This window comes from Neorhizobium sp. JUb45, from assembly GCF_004343585.1.
Taxonomy (GTDB): Bacteria; Pseudomonadota; Alphaproteobacteria; order Rhizobiales; family Rhizobiaceae; genus Neorhizobium.
The window spans coordinates 16065-33594 of record NZ_SLYW01000002.1 but is presented as its reverse complement, the minus strand read 5'-3'; the positions used below and the strand labels follow the sequence as shown (position 1 = coordinate 33594).

Here is a 17530-nt window from a genome sequence, read left to right as displayed (position 1 = left end):
ATGATTGCGTCGGTGATCTGCCACTGAACTTTCATCCGGGCGCGACGAGGACAAACCGTCATTCATCGCAGCGATAGCATCTCGGCAGCGAGATATAAGCCACAGGGTTTCCAAGCGGACGGTAGGGAAAATGAAAACAAAACATGGTTGGTACCAACTGATTGACACCAAACTCGCAACCTATTGAATTTTCTGAGGTTTAATGGTGCCCGGAGGCGGATTTGAACCACCGACACGCGGATTTTCAATCCCGTTCGGATCGCAACACGGCCACGAGTTACGGCAAATTCGACGTCAAACGAGATAGGCAAAATCAAGCACTTAGACCGCGTTGGTCAAACAAAAATTGGCGGAATTTCGCGGCCGTAATAACCAGTCAACCGCGCTCAAACACAGCGCTGTATCAGGAGCCGGCTCACGCCGGCTCTCTGATGCCCTCCACTGGCGGGAGGCTGGCATGAGCACCGCGCGACCATTTCGGGAAGTGAAGCTGCAATGGCTTCAGCAATTGAGTTGCGACAGGGAACTGGGCGATAGCGCCCGATCGATTGCGCTTTACATCATCACCACACATGTGAACGGCCACACCGAGAAGGCGTGGCCGTCTTATCAAACGATTGCCGAAGCGACCGGCAAGAGCGTCAAGAGCATTCAACGTGCCGTCCGAGAACTTGAAGTCAGCGGGTGGTTCGAGGTCCGGCGTGGCAACGGCGTTGGGCACAACACGGAATATCGTCCCTCTGCAGCATCGATAATACGCGCAACAGAGGCCCGCGAAAAGACGGACAAAATTGTCCCCCTTCGTCCGCGGGAAGGCGGTCAAAATCGTCCTGTGAGGGGGTCGGATATGTCCAGTGAAGGCGGTCAAATATGTCCACCAAACTTAGAGAAAGAAAAAATATATAAATCTAACGCGCGCGAGGGCGCCCCTCCGCGCAAGGAGGCGCAACGGGCCATCCCGCTTGTCTTTCTGGACGAGCGCAAAGCGAAACAGATCTCGTTGTGGCGCGCCTGGCTGCACCGTTACGGCCTCCCGTCGCTTGAGGCTGTCAGAGCCCGAACAATGCGAGGTGGAAGGTTCGGTTACGACTTGCCCGGCTACTGGCCGCCGGACGATGGCGACGTCGCAACCCTTGACTGGATCGCATTTTTTCAACGTTGCGGCAGCAGTGGCTGCACAAAAGCTTTCGAGACAATAGAGCTTCTCGAGGCCTCGTGATTGGTTTTGCAGATACCCTGCTCAGCAACTTCCGTTAGTTTTGGATCGCTGGCAAGAGCATTGCATAAAGTAGCTATTCACCTGAATTACCTAAGTAGCTTGGAGACCTGATCATGAAGCAGTTTTCTTTTTCCGACATGAACCGTGTTTCGGGGAAAATTCTCGAAACCGAGCTGATAGAGCCGGTGGCGCTTACCAAGCGCTGCATGAACGATTGGTTTTTTGACGACTGACACCTATCAGCGCCTCTTGGGATTACAGCAGGCGCAAGTTTTCGGCCTCTACGATGCGCCCGAGGCCCCACACCGCGAGTTGATGACCGGCCTTGATGAAATCTTGGCCGAGAGCAACACCGATATTTGAGCGTGGCGAGATTGTCAGGTTCCATTATGTCTGGATGCGGCAGGCCAACGCAGGCGAGGAGACAGGCCGTTCGCAGCGAAGGTAATCCCGGCCGCCTCCCCCTGTTTCCGATCACAGCAAAGCCACCCGCAGCGGCAAGCTTGGCGCTCGCTTTTAATCAAATGGAATGCCGCCGCGCCGGTCTGATTTTCCATGCTGGATCATTCTCGACGATTTTAACCTTGTCGATTTGGACAAGACCTAAGATTTTGAAAGCACAAAGCCACCTGGCATTGTCATCTCCGCATTTCTCACCGAGATTGCCCGTAGCATCAAGCAAGCCGCCGCCACTGGACGGCTTTCAGGCGTTAAACGCTCCTGAAAATAGAGCCCGTGAGCCGGCATGATTGCCATGCTCGTGTAAATTGCATGCAATAACAGACTCAATTCCACGCAGAAACCGACATGTGCCAGCTTTTCATTCTTCGATAATGAGGTGGTGCATGCGCTATGCAAGCCTCAGCTTAAAAAGCTTCTGCCCCGATTTCCAGCTGATCTCTTACGTTTACTCCTGCGTTGCTGGAATTTCGATCGGTTTCATGCGAGTGCCTTCAAACCTTACGATCTTTTTCGAGCCGAAAGCCAGAAGCAGATCTTCGGCAGCGTCAACAGTGTGGACATACACATCATAGTTTCAATCCGGCATGACCGATTTTCACGGCGGTCAAAGCTCAGTCGCAAGCTTGGGTCCAAGGAAGGCGACACTCATCAGTCGGATTGCGAGACAATCATTTACTGGCACCACCCTTCAAAACGTGGAACTGATTTAAGCTCCCCAACAATTCTCTTTGTCCTCGTCGGGGAAATGCCCGCAGCGATTGTTTTTTCATCTCGAACCGCATAAGGCAAACAACAGACATACGGCTGTAACGATATCGGAACAGCACGATTTAAATGATCTATCAAATTTGATTTGCGGAGAGACACGTGACAAAGACAGCATTGGTCACCGGCATTACCGGTCAGGACGGCGCCTATCTTGCGGCGCTTCTGCTGGAAAAAGGCTACGATGTACATGGCCTTGCCCGACGCTCCAGCACTTCGGATGTAAACCTCAGCCGCCTCGACTGGCTAGGCATTACCCGTGAGGTGAAAATCGTGGACGGCGACCTGCTCGACTTGTCAGGCATGATCCGCACGTTGCGCGACGTCAAGCCCGATGAAGTCTACAATCTGGGTGCCCAGTCTTTCGTCAAGTCCTCTTGGCAGCAGCCCATTCTCACCGGGCAGGTGACCGGCCTCGGGGTTGCCAACATTCTGGAAGCCGTTCGCCTCGAACGTCCTGAGGCTCGGTTCTATCAGGCGTCATCTTCGGAAATGTACGGCCTCATCCAGGAGCCTATGCAGTCGGAAATCACGCCTTTCTATCCCCGCTCCCCTTATGCGGTTGCCAAGCTTTACGGCCACTGGCTTACGGTCAACTACCGCGAAAGCTTTGGCCTACACGCTTCGAGCGGCATTCTCTTCAACCACGAGTCCCCGCTTCGCGGCATTGAGTTCGTGACTCGCAAGGTGACGGATAGCGTTGCTCGCATCAAACTCGGTCTGTCGAACGAACTCCGTCTCGGCAACATCGACGCCAAGCGCGACTGGGGTCATTCCAAGGATTACGTCCGCGCCATGTGGATGATGCTCCAGCAGGACGTCGCAGACGATTATGTCGTTGCCACCGGTCGCACCACCACGGTACGCGACATGTGCAAGATCGCCTTTGAACATGCCGGTCTCGATATCGACAAGCATCTGGTCATTGATCCGGATCTCTTCCGCCCTGCCGAAGTCGACGTTCTCCTCGGCAACCCGCAGAAGGCCAAGGATGCCTTCGGCTGGGAAGCAACGATCACGCTGGAAGAGATGATCGTTGAAATGGTCGATGCCGACCTGAAGCGCTTGGCTCACCTGAAGTCGGTTTAAAGCGGTGACCGGATGACAGCGCAGCACAGGATCCTCGTCACCGGCGCATCCGGCTTCGTCGGCACGTGGCTGACGAGGACACTGCGCGAACTCCCCGTTAACAGCGGGCTCGAGCTTCTGCCATCGGGGCGCGGCCCAGATTGCGAGGTCAATTTCGATGTCACAGATAAGAAAGCGGTGACAGATGTGCTGCGCAATTTCCGACCGACTGCGGTCGTGCATCTGGCAGCGATCGCCGCGCCGCAGGAGGCGCGCAAAGATCCGACCCAAGCCTGGAATGTCAACTTTCACGGGACGACCAATCTTGCTTCGGCCGTTCTCGAAGAAGTGCCGAATTGTCGTTTCATCTTTGTCGGTAGTTCGGAAACCTATGGCCAATCTTTCGCGGACGCTGATGGAGATGCCGTTGGTGAAGATCGTGCCCTCAAGCCGATGACTGTCTATGGCGCAACCAAGGCAGCCGCGGACATAGCGATCGCTCAGATGTTTTACGATGGCCTGCGCTGCATCCGCTTCCGTCCCTTCAACCATACCGGCCCCGGCCAAGCCGAAAATTACGTTGTTCCAGCGTTTGCGAGCCAGATCGCACGGATCGAGGCCGGCATTGTGCCGCCGGTTATCGAAGTCGGCAACCTGAGCGCATACCGAGATTTTCTCGATGTCCGCGACGTTGTTCGCGCCTATGCGCTGGCCGCCCTTGGCGAGGGTGAGGATGCCGACGGCAAGGTGTTCAACCTTGCCTCTGGCCATGCCGTGGAAGTGCGTACTGTCCTAGATATTCTCGTGCGTCTCTCCGCCCGCGACATCGACGTCGTTGTTGCGCCGGATCGCATGCGTCCGGTCGATATTCCGACAGCGCGCGGCGACGCGAGCGCCGTCTTTCGCAGCCTCAAGTGGTCGCCTCAGTTTCAACTCGAAGATACCGTAAGCGCGGTTTTGTCCGATTGGAGAGACCGCATCAATGCCCCTCGTTAAGCCATACCGGAGGACGCCGTGCTGAGAAGCCTCTGGCAGTACCGATACTTTATCCTGTCATCGATTCGCGGGGAGTTGAAGGGACGCTTTGCACGATCCTATCTGGGCGCCTTCTGGTTCATCCTGCATCCGCTGGCCCAATCGCTGATCTTCTCGATTGTCCTGGCAGAGGTGATGCGTGCCCGTATCCCGAATATGGATAACCCGGCTGCATACCCGATCTATCTTCTGTCCGGCATGGCCGCCTGGGGCCTCTTTGCTGAAATTCTCAATCGCAGCATGACGATTTTTATAGAGCAGTCTTCCGCCATGAAGAAGATTGCCTTCCCGCGACTATGCCTGCCGGTGATCGTGTGGGGTGGCGCGATCATCAATCACCTGCTTCTGCTACTGGCAATCGCTTTCATCTTCCTGTTTTTCGGCCATTATCCGGGCCTAGCCTGGATTTACGTACCCATCGGCATTGCTCTCATCTCGGCACTGGCGTTCGGTCTTGGGGTGTTCCTCGGTATCATCAACGTCTTTGCCCGCGATGTCGGGCAGGTGATGATGGTGGTGATGCAGTTATGGTTCTGGCTGACTCCGATCGTCTATGTGAAAAGTGTGGTGCCGGAAAGCGTCCATCCCTACATCAATCTCAATCCCATGACCGGCCTCGTCGCCATCTATCAGGACGCCCTCCTTCTCAACAGGGCACCTGATCTGTCGAGCCTTCTGCCTGCGGCTGTGGTGGGAGCCATTGCGGTTGCCGCCTCTTTCGTCCTGTTCCGCCGCGCGAGCCCCGAACTGGTGGATGCCCTTTGATGACCGTCTTGACTGTTTCCGCTGTAAGCAAACGCTACGCGGCCTACAAGAACAATTTTCAGCGTTTCGCCACCTGGTTTGGCGCCAACATCAGACCGGTCTCTGAATACTGGGCCAATCGTGATATCTCTTTCGAGGTCAAAGCAGGCGAAGCTTTAGCGCTGATCGGTCAGAACGGCGCAGGCAAGAGCACGCTTTTGAAGATGATCACGGGCACAATTCGGCCGACCACCGGCCACGTCACGGTATCCGGCCGAATCAGTGCCATCCTAGAACTTGGGCTAGGCTTCAATCCGGAATTCACCGGCCGCCAGAATATCTACCATGCCGGCGGCCTTATGGGGTTCTCGCAGGAAGAACTTTCAGGCCTCATGCCTGGTATCGAAGATTTTGCCGAGATCGGCGAATTCTTCGACCAGCCGATCCGTGTCTATTCAAGCGGCATGCAGGCACGCCTTGCCTTTGCCTTGGCGACGGCCCGACGCCCGGATGTTCTGATTGTTGATGAGGTCCTGTCAGTCGGTGACAGCTACTTCCAGCACAAAAGCTTCGACAGGATCCGCCAGTTCAAGGAACACGGCACGTCAATCATACTGGTGACTCATAGCCTTGGAGATGTGCGCGCGCTGTGTAACCGCGTCGTTCTTTTGGATAAGGGGAGTATTATAAAAGACGGGATGCCTGACGAAGTACTGGACTACTACAATGCGATGATTGCTGCGCGAGAAAACAGTTCAGGCCGGATCGATCAGAACCGCGATACTAACGGTTGGCTAAGAACAAGCTCGGGAACTCACGAAGCAATCATCACGAGCATAGCATTAGTCGATCGACGCACAGGTGCCCCTGCGCGAGTAGTCGACACAGGCCAAGATTTGACCTTCAGGGTGGATATACAAATTGCAGGCGAAATTTCGCAAGTAGTTTTAGGACTGATGCTGCGTGACCGAACTGGTCATCTCGTTTGGGGCACCAATACGGCTCGCACTAATCAAGCAATCTGTTCACCCCAAAACAACGACCGCTACCGCATCGACGTCGATCTTCAGTGTTTGCTGGGCCCCGGTTCGTATGGATTGACGGCAGCACTTACGGCGGCCGACCACCACAGCCAAGGCAACTACGAGTGGACGGATAATGCGTTTGTCTTCGATGTAGTCAACACGTCTCTCCCCTATTTCGTCGGCACGGCTGCCCTGCCATCGACCTTCACCATCAACAGGATAGAGTAAGCAGATGGACGGCCTTGAACGCACTCTAATGACCATCGCCTGCGGAGACTGCAACGATATTCCCAAAACACCAGACGCTGGTCGCATTATCGCCGGCCCTGACGGCGATGTTCAGATAATGCATAATGGCCTTAAAGTCATTGCGGGGGGATATCATGGAGACTGGATGGCCCATGTCATTAGGGCGCTACGTGGTCACCATGAACCGCAAGAAGAACTGCTGTTTAATGCATTGCTGAAAGCATGCCGCCACAACTCGCTTTTCGTGGAGTTAGGTTCATTCTGGGCTTACTACAGTATGTGGTATCTGCATGAGGTCCCAGGGTCGCGCGCCATTTGCATAGAGCCAGATCCAAACAACAAAGCGATTGGTGAGCGCAATGCTCGTATCAATGGATTGCAGCAGCGGATGAACTTCCTGCAGGGCTTTGTTGGAGGTGATAGGCATGATGTTCTTGAAGCATTTGTAGAAACAGTAACTGACCCAATTGCCCTGCCATGTTATGATATCAATGCCATTATTGAATTATCTGGAAACGACGTAATAGAAATTCTTCATGTCGATGTACAAGGCGCTGAATTCCCTTTACTAACGTCAGCTCGCGATGCCATTGAAAAAAAGAAGATACGCTTTGCTATTATATCAACTCACCACGGATCAATTTCTGGCTCCCGCAACACACACGAAGACTGCCTTGCACTAGTCATCGCATTAGGAGGAAAGATTCTTGCGGAACATAGCGTGCAAGAGTCTTTTAGCGGCGATGGACTTATTGTCGCTAGCTTTTTCCAATGCGACGAACGTATCTCTATACCGCATATTAGTCGTAACATGCCTCAACTGTCCCTGTTTCCGGTGAAATGATGTTCATATCTTACGCTCAAAATTTCGAAGACGTTATGTTGTGGCGAGCGCTGAAAGATATTCAAAACGGTTTTTATATCGATATCGGCGCACAAGATCCTACAGTAGATTCCGTGAGTCGCGGGTTCTATGAAAAGGGCTGGCGGGGCGTGCATGTTGAACCTACTCCCCACCATGCTGGCATGTTACGGAAAGATCGACCTGATGAAGTTGTTATCGAAGCGGCCGTGGGATGCGGCACAGAGCCTTTGCATTTCTTTGATTTTCTAGAAACAGGGCTAAGCACCGGAGACAGGAGCCTTGCTGAGCAGCAACGCTTGCGAGGCTTCGAATACAAAGAGAGAAATGTCGAGCAAATTAGCCTTGGATCAATCCTCAACCGGGCGGAAGCTCACGTAGTCCACTGGCTTAAGATTGATGTAGAGGGCATGGAGGATCAGGTACTGGCAAGCTGGGGCGACTGTCCTAAGCGCCCGTGGATCATAGTTGTAGAAGCAACATCCCCAACTAATGAGCAGCGCAACGATAGTGAATGGGCACACTATCTGGTACAGAGGGGCTATAGGTTTGCTTATTTCGATGGTCTTAACGCGTTTTATGTCCATCAAAGCCAAGGCGAAAGACTGAGCTCGTTTGCGGCCCCTCCCAATGTCTTCGATCGCTTCTTCTTTTCCGGCAAGTCAACATCAAGCTTCTGTGGCAACCTGACATCAAAAATTAGTTATTTAGAGATCGACAAACACACACTGCTCTCCAAGATTGCGGAGAATGATATCTACGCTGGTTCGCTACGCTTGAAAGTGGCTGAGTTAGAAAGCGATATTGCCGAGAATGATATCTACTCCAATTCGCTAGACGTGAAAGTGGCTGAGTTAGAAAGTGATAAGGCCTTTTTGCAAGCTCGGATCGACGGTATCGAGACCGCTTTTAAAAATGAGCAAGAAGTACGTTCAAGTCTCGAGGCCGGCTTGCAGGCAATCTACGGTTCCACATCGTGGAAACTGACAGCTCCCATACGGCGCGGTATATTGGTAATCAGGCACTTTCGACACGGCGTCAAAGGCTGGATTTTTTTGCGACCAAACACGCGCCCACGAAGAGTTTGTTCGTCGATCCTTCGCCTCGTATATAGGTATGCAGCAAGCAATGCGTGGGCTATGCGCCTCGCCAAACGTCTTCTCAAGATCAACCCTGGGCTCGAGAGGCTCGTTCGACGAGCGCTAAGCTCGGCCCCGGCGTATGACAGATACGCCCCCGATAGCCCGAAGTATGGTTACTCCAATGGCTCAAAGGCTAGTGTCACATCGGACCTCGAAACGCTGATCCTTGAGAGATTGAATGCGGCTAGCATCGCGCGAAATCAAAAGGATGCCACTAAGAAATGAGACTAGTCGTAGATCTTTGCGGCGCGCAAAGCCGTAACAGCCGCAACCGCGGCATTGGCCGTTATACTATGTCACTCGTTGAAGAGATGGCGAGACACTCTGGCAATCATCAAATTAAAACAATTTTGAGCGATGCCTTCCCAGAAAGTTTTGATGAAATTCGCCAAAGGCTGGCCTGCGTTATGCCAACCGAAGACGTACGGTTTTGGAGCGCGCTTTCGCCATGTTCGGAAAGTGATCCTTCCAATCTGTGGCGAGCTGCCGTCAGCAGCACCACAAGGGAAGCTTTGATCGCAAGCCTTAATCCAGATCTGGTTCACATCGCTAGCTTGTTTGAAGGCTTTTGGGACGATGCCGTTACCAGTGCAGGAGAGCTTGTCCCTTTTGAAAGAACGGCTATTACGCTGTATGATATAATCCCATATATTTACCCTGATAAATATCTTCCGAGTGTAGAAGCAAAAAAATGGTATAGAAATAAGATTGAAAACTTGAAGCGCTCGCGTCTTCTACTAGCAATTTCCGAGTCTTCTCGACGAGAAGCTATTGATTTATTGCAGATTAAACCTGATTCAATTGTGACAATCTCGACGGCCGCAGAGGCCCATTTCAAACAAACAATTTTGTCACCACTCCAAGAACAGCATCTTCGGAAGAAATACAAACTAAGCAAGCCTTTTGTCATGTATACAGGAGGTATAGATCAACGGAAAAACATCGATGGGCTTATCGAGGCGTTCTCTCGTCTGCCTGCAGAAACCAAAGCAGCACGTCAACTCGCCGTCGTATGCTCGGCGCGAGCTGAGGATATCGCCGCATTAAGAAGGATCGCGACGCGAGCGGGAATTCCGACAGACGCATTTGTGATGACCGGCTTCGTCCCTGAAGAAGACCTTGTTGCACTCTATAATCTCTGTGACGTCTTTTGCTTCCCGTCACTCCACGAAGGTTTTGGATTACCGGCATTAGAGGCTATGCAATGCGGAGCTGTAACAATCGGCTCAAATACGTCGAGTATACCCGAAGTTATCGGCCGCCAAGACGCACTTTTTGATCCGTCGAATATCGACGATATTGCGATAGTCTTGAACCGCTCGCTGACTGATGCAGGGTTTCGTGACGCATTGCGCGAGCACAGCTTGGTACAAGCGAGGAATTTTTCCTGGACCGCAACCGCGAAGAGGACGTGGCAGGCCCTTGAAGAAATTGAAACCAAGCGTGTTTTTGAATCAAGAGACAGCGTTAAAGCAAAATCAGTTGTTTCAGTGAAGAAGAAGCTTGCATATGTGTCGCCGCTACCGCCAGCGCAGACTGGCATAGCGGACTATAGCGCCGAACTCATTCCAGCACTCGAAGCGTATTACGATATTGAATTAGTGGTCGACCAACCCATAAAAGCCATCGATTCGTTTTCAGGCCAGATTGTTAGCGTCGAGGAATTCCAAAAGCATTACACCAAATATGACCGTATCCTGTATCATTTCGGCAATTCGACCTACCACAGCCATATGTTTTCGATGATAAGATATGCACCCGGTGCGGTCGTATTGCACGATTTTTATCTTAGCGGCATTGCCGCACACCGTTCTCTACATGAAGGCGTAGCTGGTTTCTGGGAAGAAAGCCTCTACGATTCCCATGGTTACAAGGCGCTCGCTGATAACGGGCGTACGGTCGACGATGCATCTATAATCTACAAATACCCCGCGAATGCTCCCGCTATAAGCAACGCTGTTGGCGTGATTGTGCATAGCGAATTTGCAAGAAGCTTGGCTCAGGAATTTTATGGTAAAGGCGTCTCCGAAAGTTGGTGCTCTCTGCCCCTTCTGCGTGCTGTGCCAGAATTACAAGACCGCGCAAGTGCGCGTAGAAGTCTTGGCTATGACGATGATGATTTTATTGTATGCTCCTTTGGCTCTGTAGGTCGGCTTAAGCTCGCTGACCGGCTCATTTCCGCGTGGGCAGCGTCGGATCTAAGTAGCGATCGCAAATGCCATCTGATTTTCGTCGGTGGAGAGGCCCAAGGCGAATTCCAAGATGTTATTAAGAGATTGATCAAGCATGCCGCGGGAATGGCTCAGATACGCATTACCGGCTTCATCGACATGGATGTTTATCGTTCGTACCTAGCTGCTGCCGATGTTGGCGTTCAGCTAAGAACGAAGTCCCGTGGAGAAACCTCCGCCGCCGTTAACGACTGCATGGTCGCGGGAATGGCAACTATCGTCAATAATCACGGCTCGATGGCAGAATTGCCGGAAAATTGCGTTTTGAGGATAGTCGATGAGTTTGCTGACTGTGATCTGAGCGCTGCCCTTTCACAATTATACAATGATGCAGGTTTGCGCTTCGCTATAGGCCAAGCTGCGACACATTATGTAAGGAACTATCTCGCCCCGGAGATTTTGGCTGAAAAATACCACACTCAGATCGAGATGCTGTATAAAACCAGCCGGATGTGTACGCTGGATAACGCTGTAAAAAAAATCGCCTCCCTTGGACCCGTTCCGGGAAATGACAGACAACTAGAACAAGCGGCCAAAGCGCTTGCTTCAACGTTCTCAGATCTATCACTTCACAAACGCGTATTCGTTGACATAACAGAACTCGTAAAAATCGATGCCCAGACCGGTATTCAACGGGTTGTTAGAAGCATATTATCGGAGCTGATTGAAATAGACCAAGTAAAATTCCGATTCGAACCCGTCTATTCTATTGACGGACACGATGGATATTTTTATGCCAGATCATTTACATCACAATTTGTCGGATCCTACAGTGAAACTCTATGTGATAGTCCAATTGAATACGGTGCTGGCGATATTTTCGTTGGCTTGGACCTCCATCACAAGGCCGTGGTTCAAAACACTGTAACATTTGAAAAAATGCGCCGCTACGGCGTCAAAATCATTTTCGTTATATACGATCTCCTGCCTATTAAAATGCCACAATTTTTTCCGCCGGAGGCATTATTGTTGCACTCCGAATGGCTTCAAAGTGCGGTCACATGCAGCGATGGCCTTTTATGCATATCCCAGTCCGTTGCAAAGGAATTATCAGAGTGGATCGCTGCAGAACTACCTGAGTTAGAAAGCCTGCCATCCGTAGATTGGTTTCCTCTCGGCTCGGATATTGAGAATAGCCGTCCCTCGTGTGGACTACCGCCGAATGCAGCCGAACTTCTCGCCAAATTCGATAAAAACACCACATTTGTCTGTGTTGGTACTATCGAACCGCGGAAAGCACACAATGAGGTTCTCATAGCTTTCGAGAAACTCTGGTCAGAAGATAAAAACGTCAATCTTGTCTTCGTCGGCAAAGAGGGATGGATGATAGAGGAGTTTATCTCTAAAGTTCGTACGCACACACGACTGGGCGAGAACTTGTTCTGGCTTACAGGAGTCAGCGACGAGTATCTGGAAAATATCTATGGCTGCACTGATTGCGTCATAATCGCGTCACATGGTGAAGGATTCGGACTTCCAATCGTCGAAGCTGCAAAAAGAGGCATTCCAATTATAGCTCGCGACTTACCAGTATTCCATGAAGTCGCGGGTATGAGCGCGACGTATTTTTCGAGCTCATCACCTTATTTGCTAGCAGATGTCATCAAGCGTTGGATAGATACCGATGCCTCATCACGCCCATCGTCCGCGTCAATTCCCGTTGTGACATGGAAACAGTGCGCATTCGAATTTTTCTCCAAAATTTCTGGCGTTGAGAGCAAATCGAACGCAAGCCCTAGAGCGCGACTGGTACAATGAAGATCGGCGTCGATGCTCGTAATCTTGTGCCTAGTCTCAGCGGAATCGGCCGTTACGTGTTGGAGACATGTCGGGAGTTAGGTGAGCGCGGGCATTGCCTCATCCTTTACATGCCGGAGAAACCGCGAAAACCGCTACCGTTGTTGAGAAACTGTGAGATCCGCACATTCGATTTTAGAGGACCTCTTCGACGAGCAATATGGAGTATGACAGCGCTGCCTAAGGCCGCTAACGATGACAATCTCGACGTGTTTTGGGGGCCGGCGCATCGGCTGCCTCTTGGTCTTTCAAAACAAATACCCAGCGTAGTGACGATTCACGATTTGGTTTGGCAGAAAGCACCAGCCACAATGCGCTGGCAGACATGGGTTGGTGAACGTTTATTCATGCGATCGGCGCTAAAACGGGCAACAATTATAGTTGCCGATTCGCAAGCGACGGCGGCAGATGTGGTTGCCTTCTATCAGGATGCTTCCAGCCGCATTTCCGTCGTATATCCAGGACTGACACAGCTTTCGGTTGATGCCGTACACGCTGAAGCACCGATTGGTTGCTCTACCTGCCATCCCTATGCCTTGTTTGTCGGAACGCTTGAACCAAGGAAGAACTTACAGCGACTGTTGCAAGCCTTTGCCGCACTTCCAACCGCAAACCGTGGTGCTCTGAATCTCGTGATCGCGGGCGGCCAAGGGTGGCGTATGGGAGATTTGACGAAGATGATCGATCAATACAACCTGAAAGATATAGTGAAGCTCACTGGGTACGTCTCAGACACACAACTTGCTTCGCTCTACGCTTCGGCTCGATTTCTGCTCATGCCGTCACTGTATGAAGGATTTGGCCTCCCAATCATAGAAGCCCAGAGCTTTGGTATACCAGTGATAACATCGACAACATCGTCGATGCCCGAGGTCGCCGCACGTGGTGCGCTTCTGATAGATCCTTTGAACGTTACTGAATTGGCACGGGCGATCGTACGGCTAAACTCTGATAATGAGCTTCGGCAGGTGTTGAGTAGCTACGCCAAAGAAAATGCTTGCCGATTTTCGTGGCAAAAAACAGGCCAGCAGCTTTCTCTGATATTCCAAATTGCTGGCGACCATATGAGTCCGTCCTCGTAAAGTCACCTCGGACGGGCGCCATTTCCAGAAAATAATAACTCACTGCGGTACGGAAAGCGGCTTATCGTACACCCAAACTTCCTCACCGCCACAATTTTTTCTGGAGGACGGTAGGCCAAACTGGGCTTCAAGCTTATCGCTTTCCAGCCTTGTTGTGATGATAAATGTTGGCTGCAATTGCGTTTCATCATTTGCGTGACGCAAAAACCAGAGGCTATTGTAGTTAAAACGCATAGGACGAATATCACCATTGAGCTGGATAATGTGCGTCTTACGCTTAGTGAGAAATAAGGTTCTTTTGGAGTTCCAATAGTCACCGAAGCCGGTGTCGCCCGGCAAGCAAGAAATCATCCTCATGTCAGGCCCATGATAAGCTGCTGCTGCTGGAAAAGCGATCAAAACTGCCAGAATTCCAGACGGAATAGTGATGTCTATTTTCAACGATTTGAATACCAGACAAAACCAAACAAGGCTTAGAACAGGCGCCACAATAATATAGCGGAGATGATCAGGGTAAACAAAAAGCCCTTTCACCAGAGGAGCAACGATCGATGCGGCCATGACTCCAGGGATCAGAATGAGAACTACATCTGCTTCCCTAATACCGTTGCCGGAGAGCGAGCGCAAAATCTTGTTCGTGGCGACAAAACTGCCAACAATCAAACTGAAGAAAATGCACCCCAACATCGGGTCATATTGGTGCAAGGCATCCCGCAGCGTGCCCAAAAACACCCTCAAAGAACCCGCGGGAGAGATTGTTCCCGCACTCATATATGCTTGCCGAACGCTATTTATTACGCTGTCAACAACAAAGGCACCAAAAGACGGAATGATCACCGCAATCGCGAGCCTATGACGGTTAATTTTTCTTGATGAAATATAATCCACAGCTAGCAGCACGAAGAACGGAGGGACAAGCCATGCCAACAGGATTATGTCGGAAAGGGTTACGACGAACATTAATGTCGCTAGGACCGACAAACTCCTAAAGTTGGGATTATCCCAATTGCTCCGTATCAATCCTATCGCAACTATTGTCATCGCTACCGCCCCAGTATGCATGTAGGGCGCGAATGTATATGCCATGAGCCATATACCACGGCCACCAGGCGACAGCCATTGCAGAAATATCGCTGCCCCACTGTACAACACTGCGAAAGATGTGACCGCTCGCGTGCTGATTGCGCGTTGCGAACATAGAGAATATCCGACAGCATAAAGTGAAACTAATATCGTCCCATATATTACCTGCGTTATTGTCGCAGGCAACTCGCTTAATTGGGCAGCAACGATCCAATCGGGGAATATGTAAAGCGAGGGGGCTTGGTACCAGGTCCAAATAGAATGCCAATTCCGCGATATATCTAAACCCATCAAATAGGGCTGCACCACATCGCTGTTAAAAAAATTTATTTCAAGACCGGTAGCCATCAGGTAGATGTTTGCGACAGCGGTCACTATCAAAGCCAACAAAATCCTCGTCACAAACCCGCCCCGTGCAGTTAAAGATTTCCGTAACTATTCGAAAACGGAGATCACTGCAACTTGGCCGTCACTCGGTAAAATGCCGATCAAGAAAGCGCCATTCAAGTGGCTCGATACGTTTGGCCGTGCGACCGAAGCCAACAACTAGAACGATGCTCCGAGCCAAGCTTTTCGACCGTTTACCCGTCCAAAATGAGGCATTTCAATTGCAACACACGCAGGCCCTCGTTATATCGCTATTCCACAGCCAGTGAGATATTTCTCACTGGCGCCACTTAATAAAATGCGATCAAACGTGATCCAAACAGCCAAACCGTGGAAGAACGCACCAGAATCTTCCATTCGCAAAAAGGTGATTTCAGAATGAAAGCTGTAATATTGGCTGGCGGACTTGGCACCAGAATATCTGAGGAAACGCACCTTAAGCCAAAGCCAATGGTCGAGATCGGCGGCAAGCCAATTCTGTGGCATATCATGAAGATATATTCCTACTACGGCATCAACGATTTCATTATATGCCTTGGCTACAAGGGCTATGTAATCAAAGAATATTTCGCAAATTACTTCTTGCACATGTCGGACGTGACATTCGACATGAAGACTAACAGCATGGAGGTGCATCACCAACATGCCGAACCGTGGCGCGTCACGTTGATCGATACCGGTGAGGCTACCATGACCGGCGGCCGCCTTAAACGCGTTGCTTCTTATTTGAAGGATGAAGACGCTTTTTGCTTCACCTACGGGGACGGCGTAAGCGATGTGAACATTCATGATCTGGTTAAGTTTCACCAAAGCCACGGACGCCTAGCCACCCTAACGGCTACTTATCCGCCAGGGCGCTTCGGCGCCCTCGACATTCAGGCTAATAACAGCATCGCCTCCTTTCGGGAAAAGCCAAAGGGCGATGGAGGGATGATAAACGGCGGTTTCTTCGTTCTCTCTCCAAAGGTCATTGACCTTATTTCCGGCGATGAGATGCCTTGGGAGCACGAGCCTCTTGAAACGCTTGCTTCGCAAGGGCACCTTCACGCATACGAACACCAAGGTTTCTGGCAGCCGATGGACACGCTGCGAGATAAGCACCACCTTGAAGATTTGTGGAGCCGCGGCAAGGCTCCATGGAAGGTGTGGGCATGAACCAGCACTTCTGGCGCGGGAAGCGCGTCTTTCTGACCGGCCATACTGGTTTCAAGGGAAGCTGGCTTTCTCTCTGGCTGCAGGATCTCGGCGCCGAGTTAACCGGATTTTCTCTTACTCCGCCGACATCCCCGTCGCTATTCGAAACTGCTCGTGTCGGAACAAATATGATCTCGCTGGTAGGCGACATTCGCGATCTGCCTGTCTTGAAGGAGGCGATGATCGCCGCTCGCCCGGAGATCGTTATCCACATGGCGGCTCAGCCGTTGGTGCGCCTTTCCTATGATGATCCGGTAGGCACGTATTCAAGCAATGTTATGGGGGTGGTCAACCTGCTGGAAGCGGTGCGCGCAAGCGGAAGCGTAAGGTCGGTTGTCAACGTCACAACCGACAAATGTTACGAAAACCGCGAATGGGCCTGGGGCTACCGTGAAAATGAGCAGATGGGCGGCTTTGATCCCTACAGCAGCAGCAAGGGATGCGCAGAGCTCATCACGGCGGCTTATCGATCATCATATTTCCACCCCGATAATTATCTCGAGCATGGCGTTGCTATTTCCACCGCACGCGCCGGCAATGTAATCGGGGGCGGTGATTGGGCCAAAGACCGTTTAATACCGGATATTGTCAATGCTTTTGCAGCTGGTGACTCGGTCATGATTAGAAATCCCAATGCCATTCGTCCTTGGCAACATGTTCTGGAGCCGTTGCGTGGCTATCTCGTGCTCGCTGAACGCATGTACGACGCTGGCGCCGACTTTTCACAGGCCTGGAATTTCGGGCCAAATGACGATGACGCAAAACCAGTCGCTTGGATAGTTGAGCGAATGTCTTCGTTGTGGGGACAGCAGGCAGCATGGTCCATCGACGACCGACTGCACCCGCACGAGGCAAGCTTCTTGAAACTCGACATATCGAAAGTGCGAAATCTTCTGGGCTGGAAACCGGTGCTAGGCCTAGGACATGCGCTGGAATACATCGTCGAGTGGAGCAAGGCAGTGGCAACAGGAACCGATGCTCGAGATCATACACTTATGCAGATCCGTCGTTATCAGGATCTAGCGACCGAGGGGTTCCGAAGAGATTCTCACGTGAAGATTAATTAACACAAGTACGGCCCTCCGACCCCATACCCTGCGAAGGGCAGCAAAAAACAGACCTCCCTTTTGTTGTTACAATCCCTGATTATTGTCAGATAGCGCTTAACAGCCAACGGGTTTTTCA

13 protein-coding genes are annotated in these 17530 nt (G+C 51.4%); 12 read left to right on the top strand and 1 reads right to left on the bottom strand.

The features are described from left to right. Positions 1 to 457: 457 nt before the first annotated feature. The 10 genes from EDF70_RS06795 (at position 458) to EDF70_RS06750 (ending at position 13681) form a co-directional block, all read left to right on the top strand. Entirely contained in the window at positions 458 to 1219 is a 762-nt protein-coding gene (locus EDF70_RS06795) for a helix-turn-helix domain-containing protein (RefSeq protein ID WP_132272618.1), read from the top strand. A gap of 222 nt (positions 1220 to 1441) precedes the next feature. After that, complete coding sequence (locus tag EDF70_RS30295; RefSeq protein WP_245519081.1) at positions 1442 to 1582, top strand: hypothetical protein; 141 nt, start codon at positions 1442 to 1444, stop codon at positions 1580 to 1582. 966 nt (positions 1583 to 2548) lie between these two features. Then, positions 2549 to 3535 carry a GDP-mannose 4,6-dehydratase gene (locus EDF70_RS06785; protein WP_132272617.1) on the top strand — a complete coding sequence of 329 codons (987 nt, stop codon included), beginning with the start codon at positions 2549 to 2551 and terminating at the stop codon, positions 3533 to 3535. A gap of 12 nt (positions 3536 to 3547) precedes the next feature. After that, a complete protein-coding gene (locus tag EDF70_RS06780) occupies positions 3548 to 4510 on the top strand; it encodes a GDP-mannose 4,6-dehydratase (protein ID WP_132272616.1) in 963 nt (320 codons plus the stop codon). 18 nt (positions 4511 to 4528) lie between these two features. Further along, positions 4529 to 5314 carry an ABC transporter permease gene (locus EDF70_RS06775; protein WP_132272615.1) on the top strand — a complete coding sequence of 262 codons (786 nt, stop codon included), beginning with the start codon at positions 4529 to 4531 and terminating at the stop codon, positions 5312 to 5314. Continuing rightward, positions 5314 to 6546: an ABC transporter ATP-binding protein gene (locus tag EDF70_RS06770; protein ID WP_132272614.1), complete on the top strand. Its 1233-nt coding sequence runs from the start codon at positions 5314 to 5316 to the stop codon at positions 6544 to 6546. Before EDF70_RS06775 ends, EDF70_RS06770 begins: the two co-directional genes overlap by 1 nt. Before the next feature lie 4 nt (positions 6547 to 6550). Then, positions 6551 to 7411: an FkbM family methyltransferase gene (locus EDF70_RS06765; RefSeq protein WP_132272613.1), complete on the top strand. Its 861-nt coding sequence runs from the start codon at positions 6551 to 6553 to the stop codon at positions 7409 to 7411. Further along, positions 7411 to 8796 carry an FkbM family methyltransferase gene (locus tag EDF70_RS06760; RefSeq protein ID WP_165931958.1) on the top strand — a complete coding sequence of 462 codons (1386 nt, stop codon included), beginning with the start codon at positions 7411 to 7413 and terminating at the stop codon, positions 8794 to 8796. Before EDF70_RS06765 ends, EDF70_RS06760 begins: the two co-directional genes overlap by 1 nt. Then, positions 8793 to 12560, top strand: coding sequence for a glycosyltransferase (locus EDF70_RS06755; protein WP_132272611.1), 3768 nt, complete (start codon positions 8793 to 8795; stop codon positions 12558 to 12560). Before EDF70_RS06760 ends, EDF70_RS06755 begins: the two co-directional genes overlap by 4 nt. Next, on the top strand, positions 12557 to 13681 hold the full coding sequence (locus EDF70_RS06750) for a glycosyltransferase family 1 protein (RefSeq protein WP_132272610.1): 1125 nt from the start codon (positions 12557 to 12559) through the stop codon (positions 13679 to 13681). The genes EDF70_RS06755 and EDF70_RS06750 overlap by 4 nt, the downstream gene beginning before the upstream one ends. A gap of 39 nt (positions 13682 to 13720) precedes the next feature. On the opposite strand, the gene EDF70_RS06745 is transcribed toward EDF70_RS06750, so the two are convergent. Next, positions 13721 to 15151: a hypothetical protein gene (locus tag EDF70_RS06745; RefSeq protein WP_132272609.1), complete on the bottom strand. Its 1431-nt coding sequence runs from the start codon at positions 15149 to 15151 to the stop codon at positions 13721 to 13723. A 378-nt stretch (positions 15152 to 15529) separates the two neighbouring features. Here EDF70_RS06745 and rfbF point away from each other — a divergent pair, with 378 nt between their 5' ends. Together rfbF and rfbG are read left to right on the top strand one after the other, a co-directional pair. Further along, on the top strand, positions 15530 to 16306 hold the full coding sequence (gene rfbF / locus EDF70_RS06740) for a glucose-1-phosphate cytidylyltransferase (protein ID WP_132273660.1): 777 nt from the start codon (positions 15530 to 15532) through the stop codon (positions 16304 to 16306). Beyond that, positions 16303 to 17412 carry a CDP-glucose 4,6-dehydratase gene (gene rfbG / locus EDF70_RS06735; protein ID WP_132272608.1) on the top strand — a complete coding sequence of 370 codons (1110 nt, stop codon included), beginning with the start codon at positions 16303 to 16305 and terminating at the stop codon, positions 17410 to 17412. Before rfbF ends, rfbG begins: the two co-directional genes overlap by 4 nt. Positions 17413 to 17530: the final 118 nt, after the last annotated feature.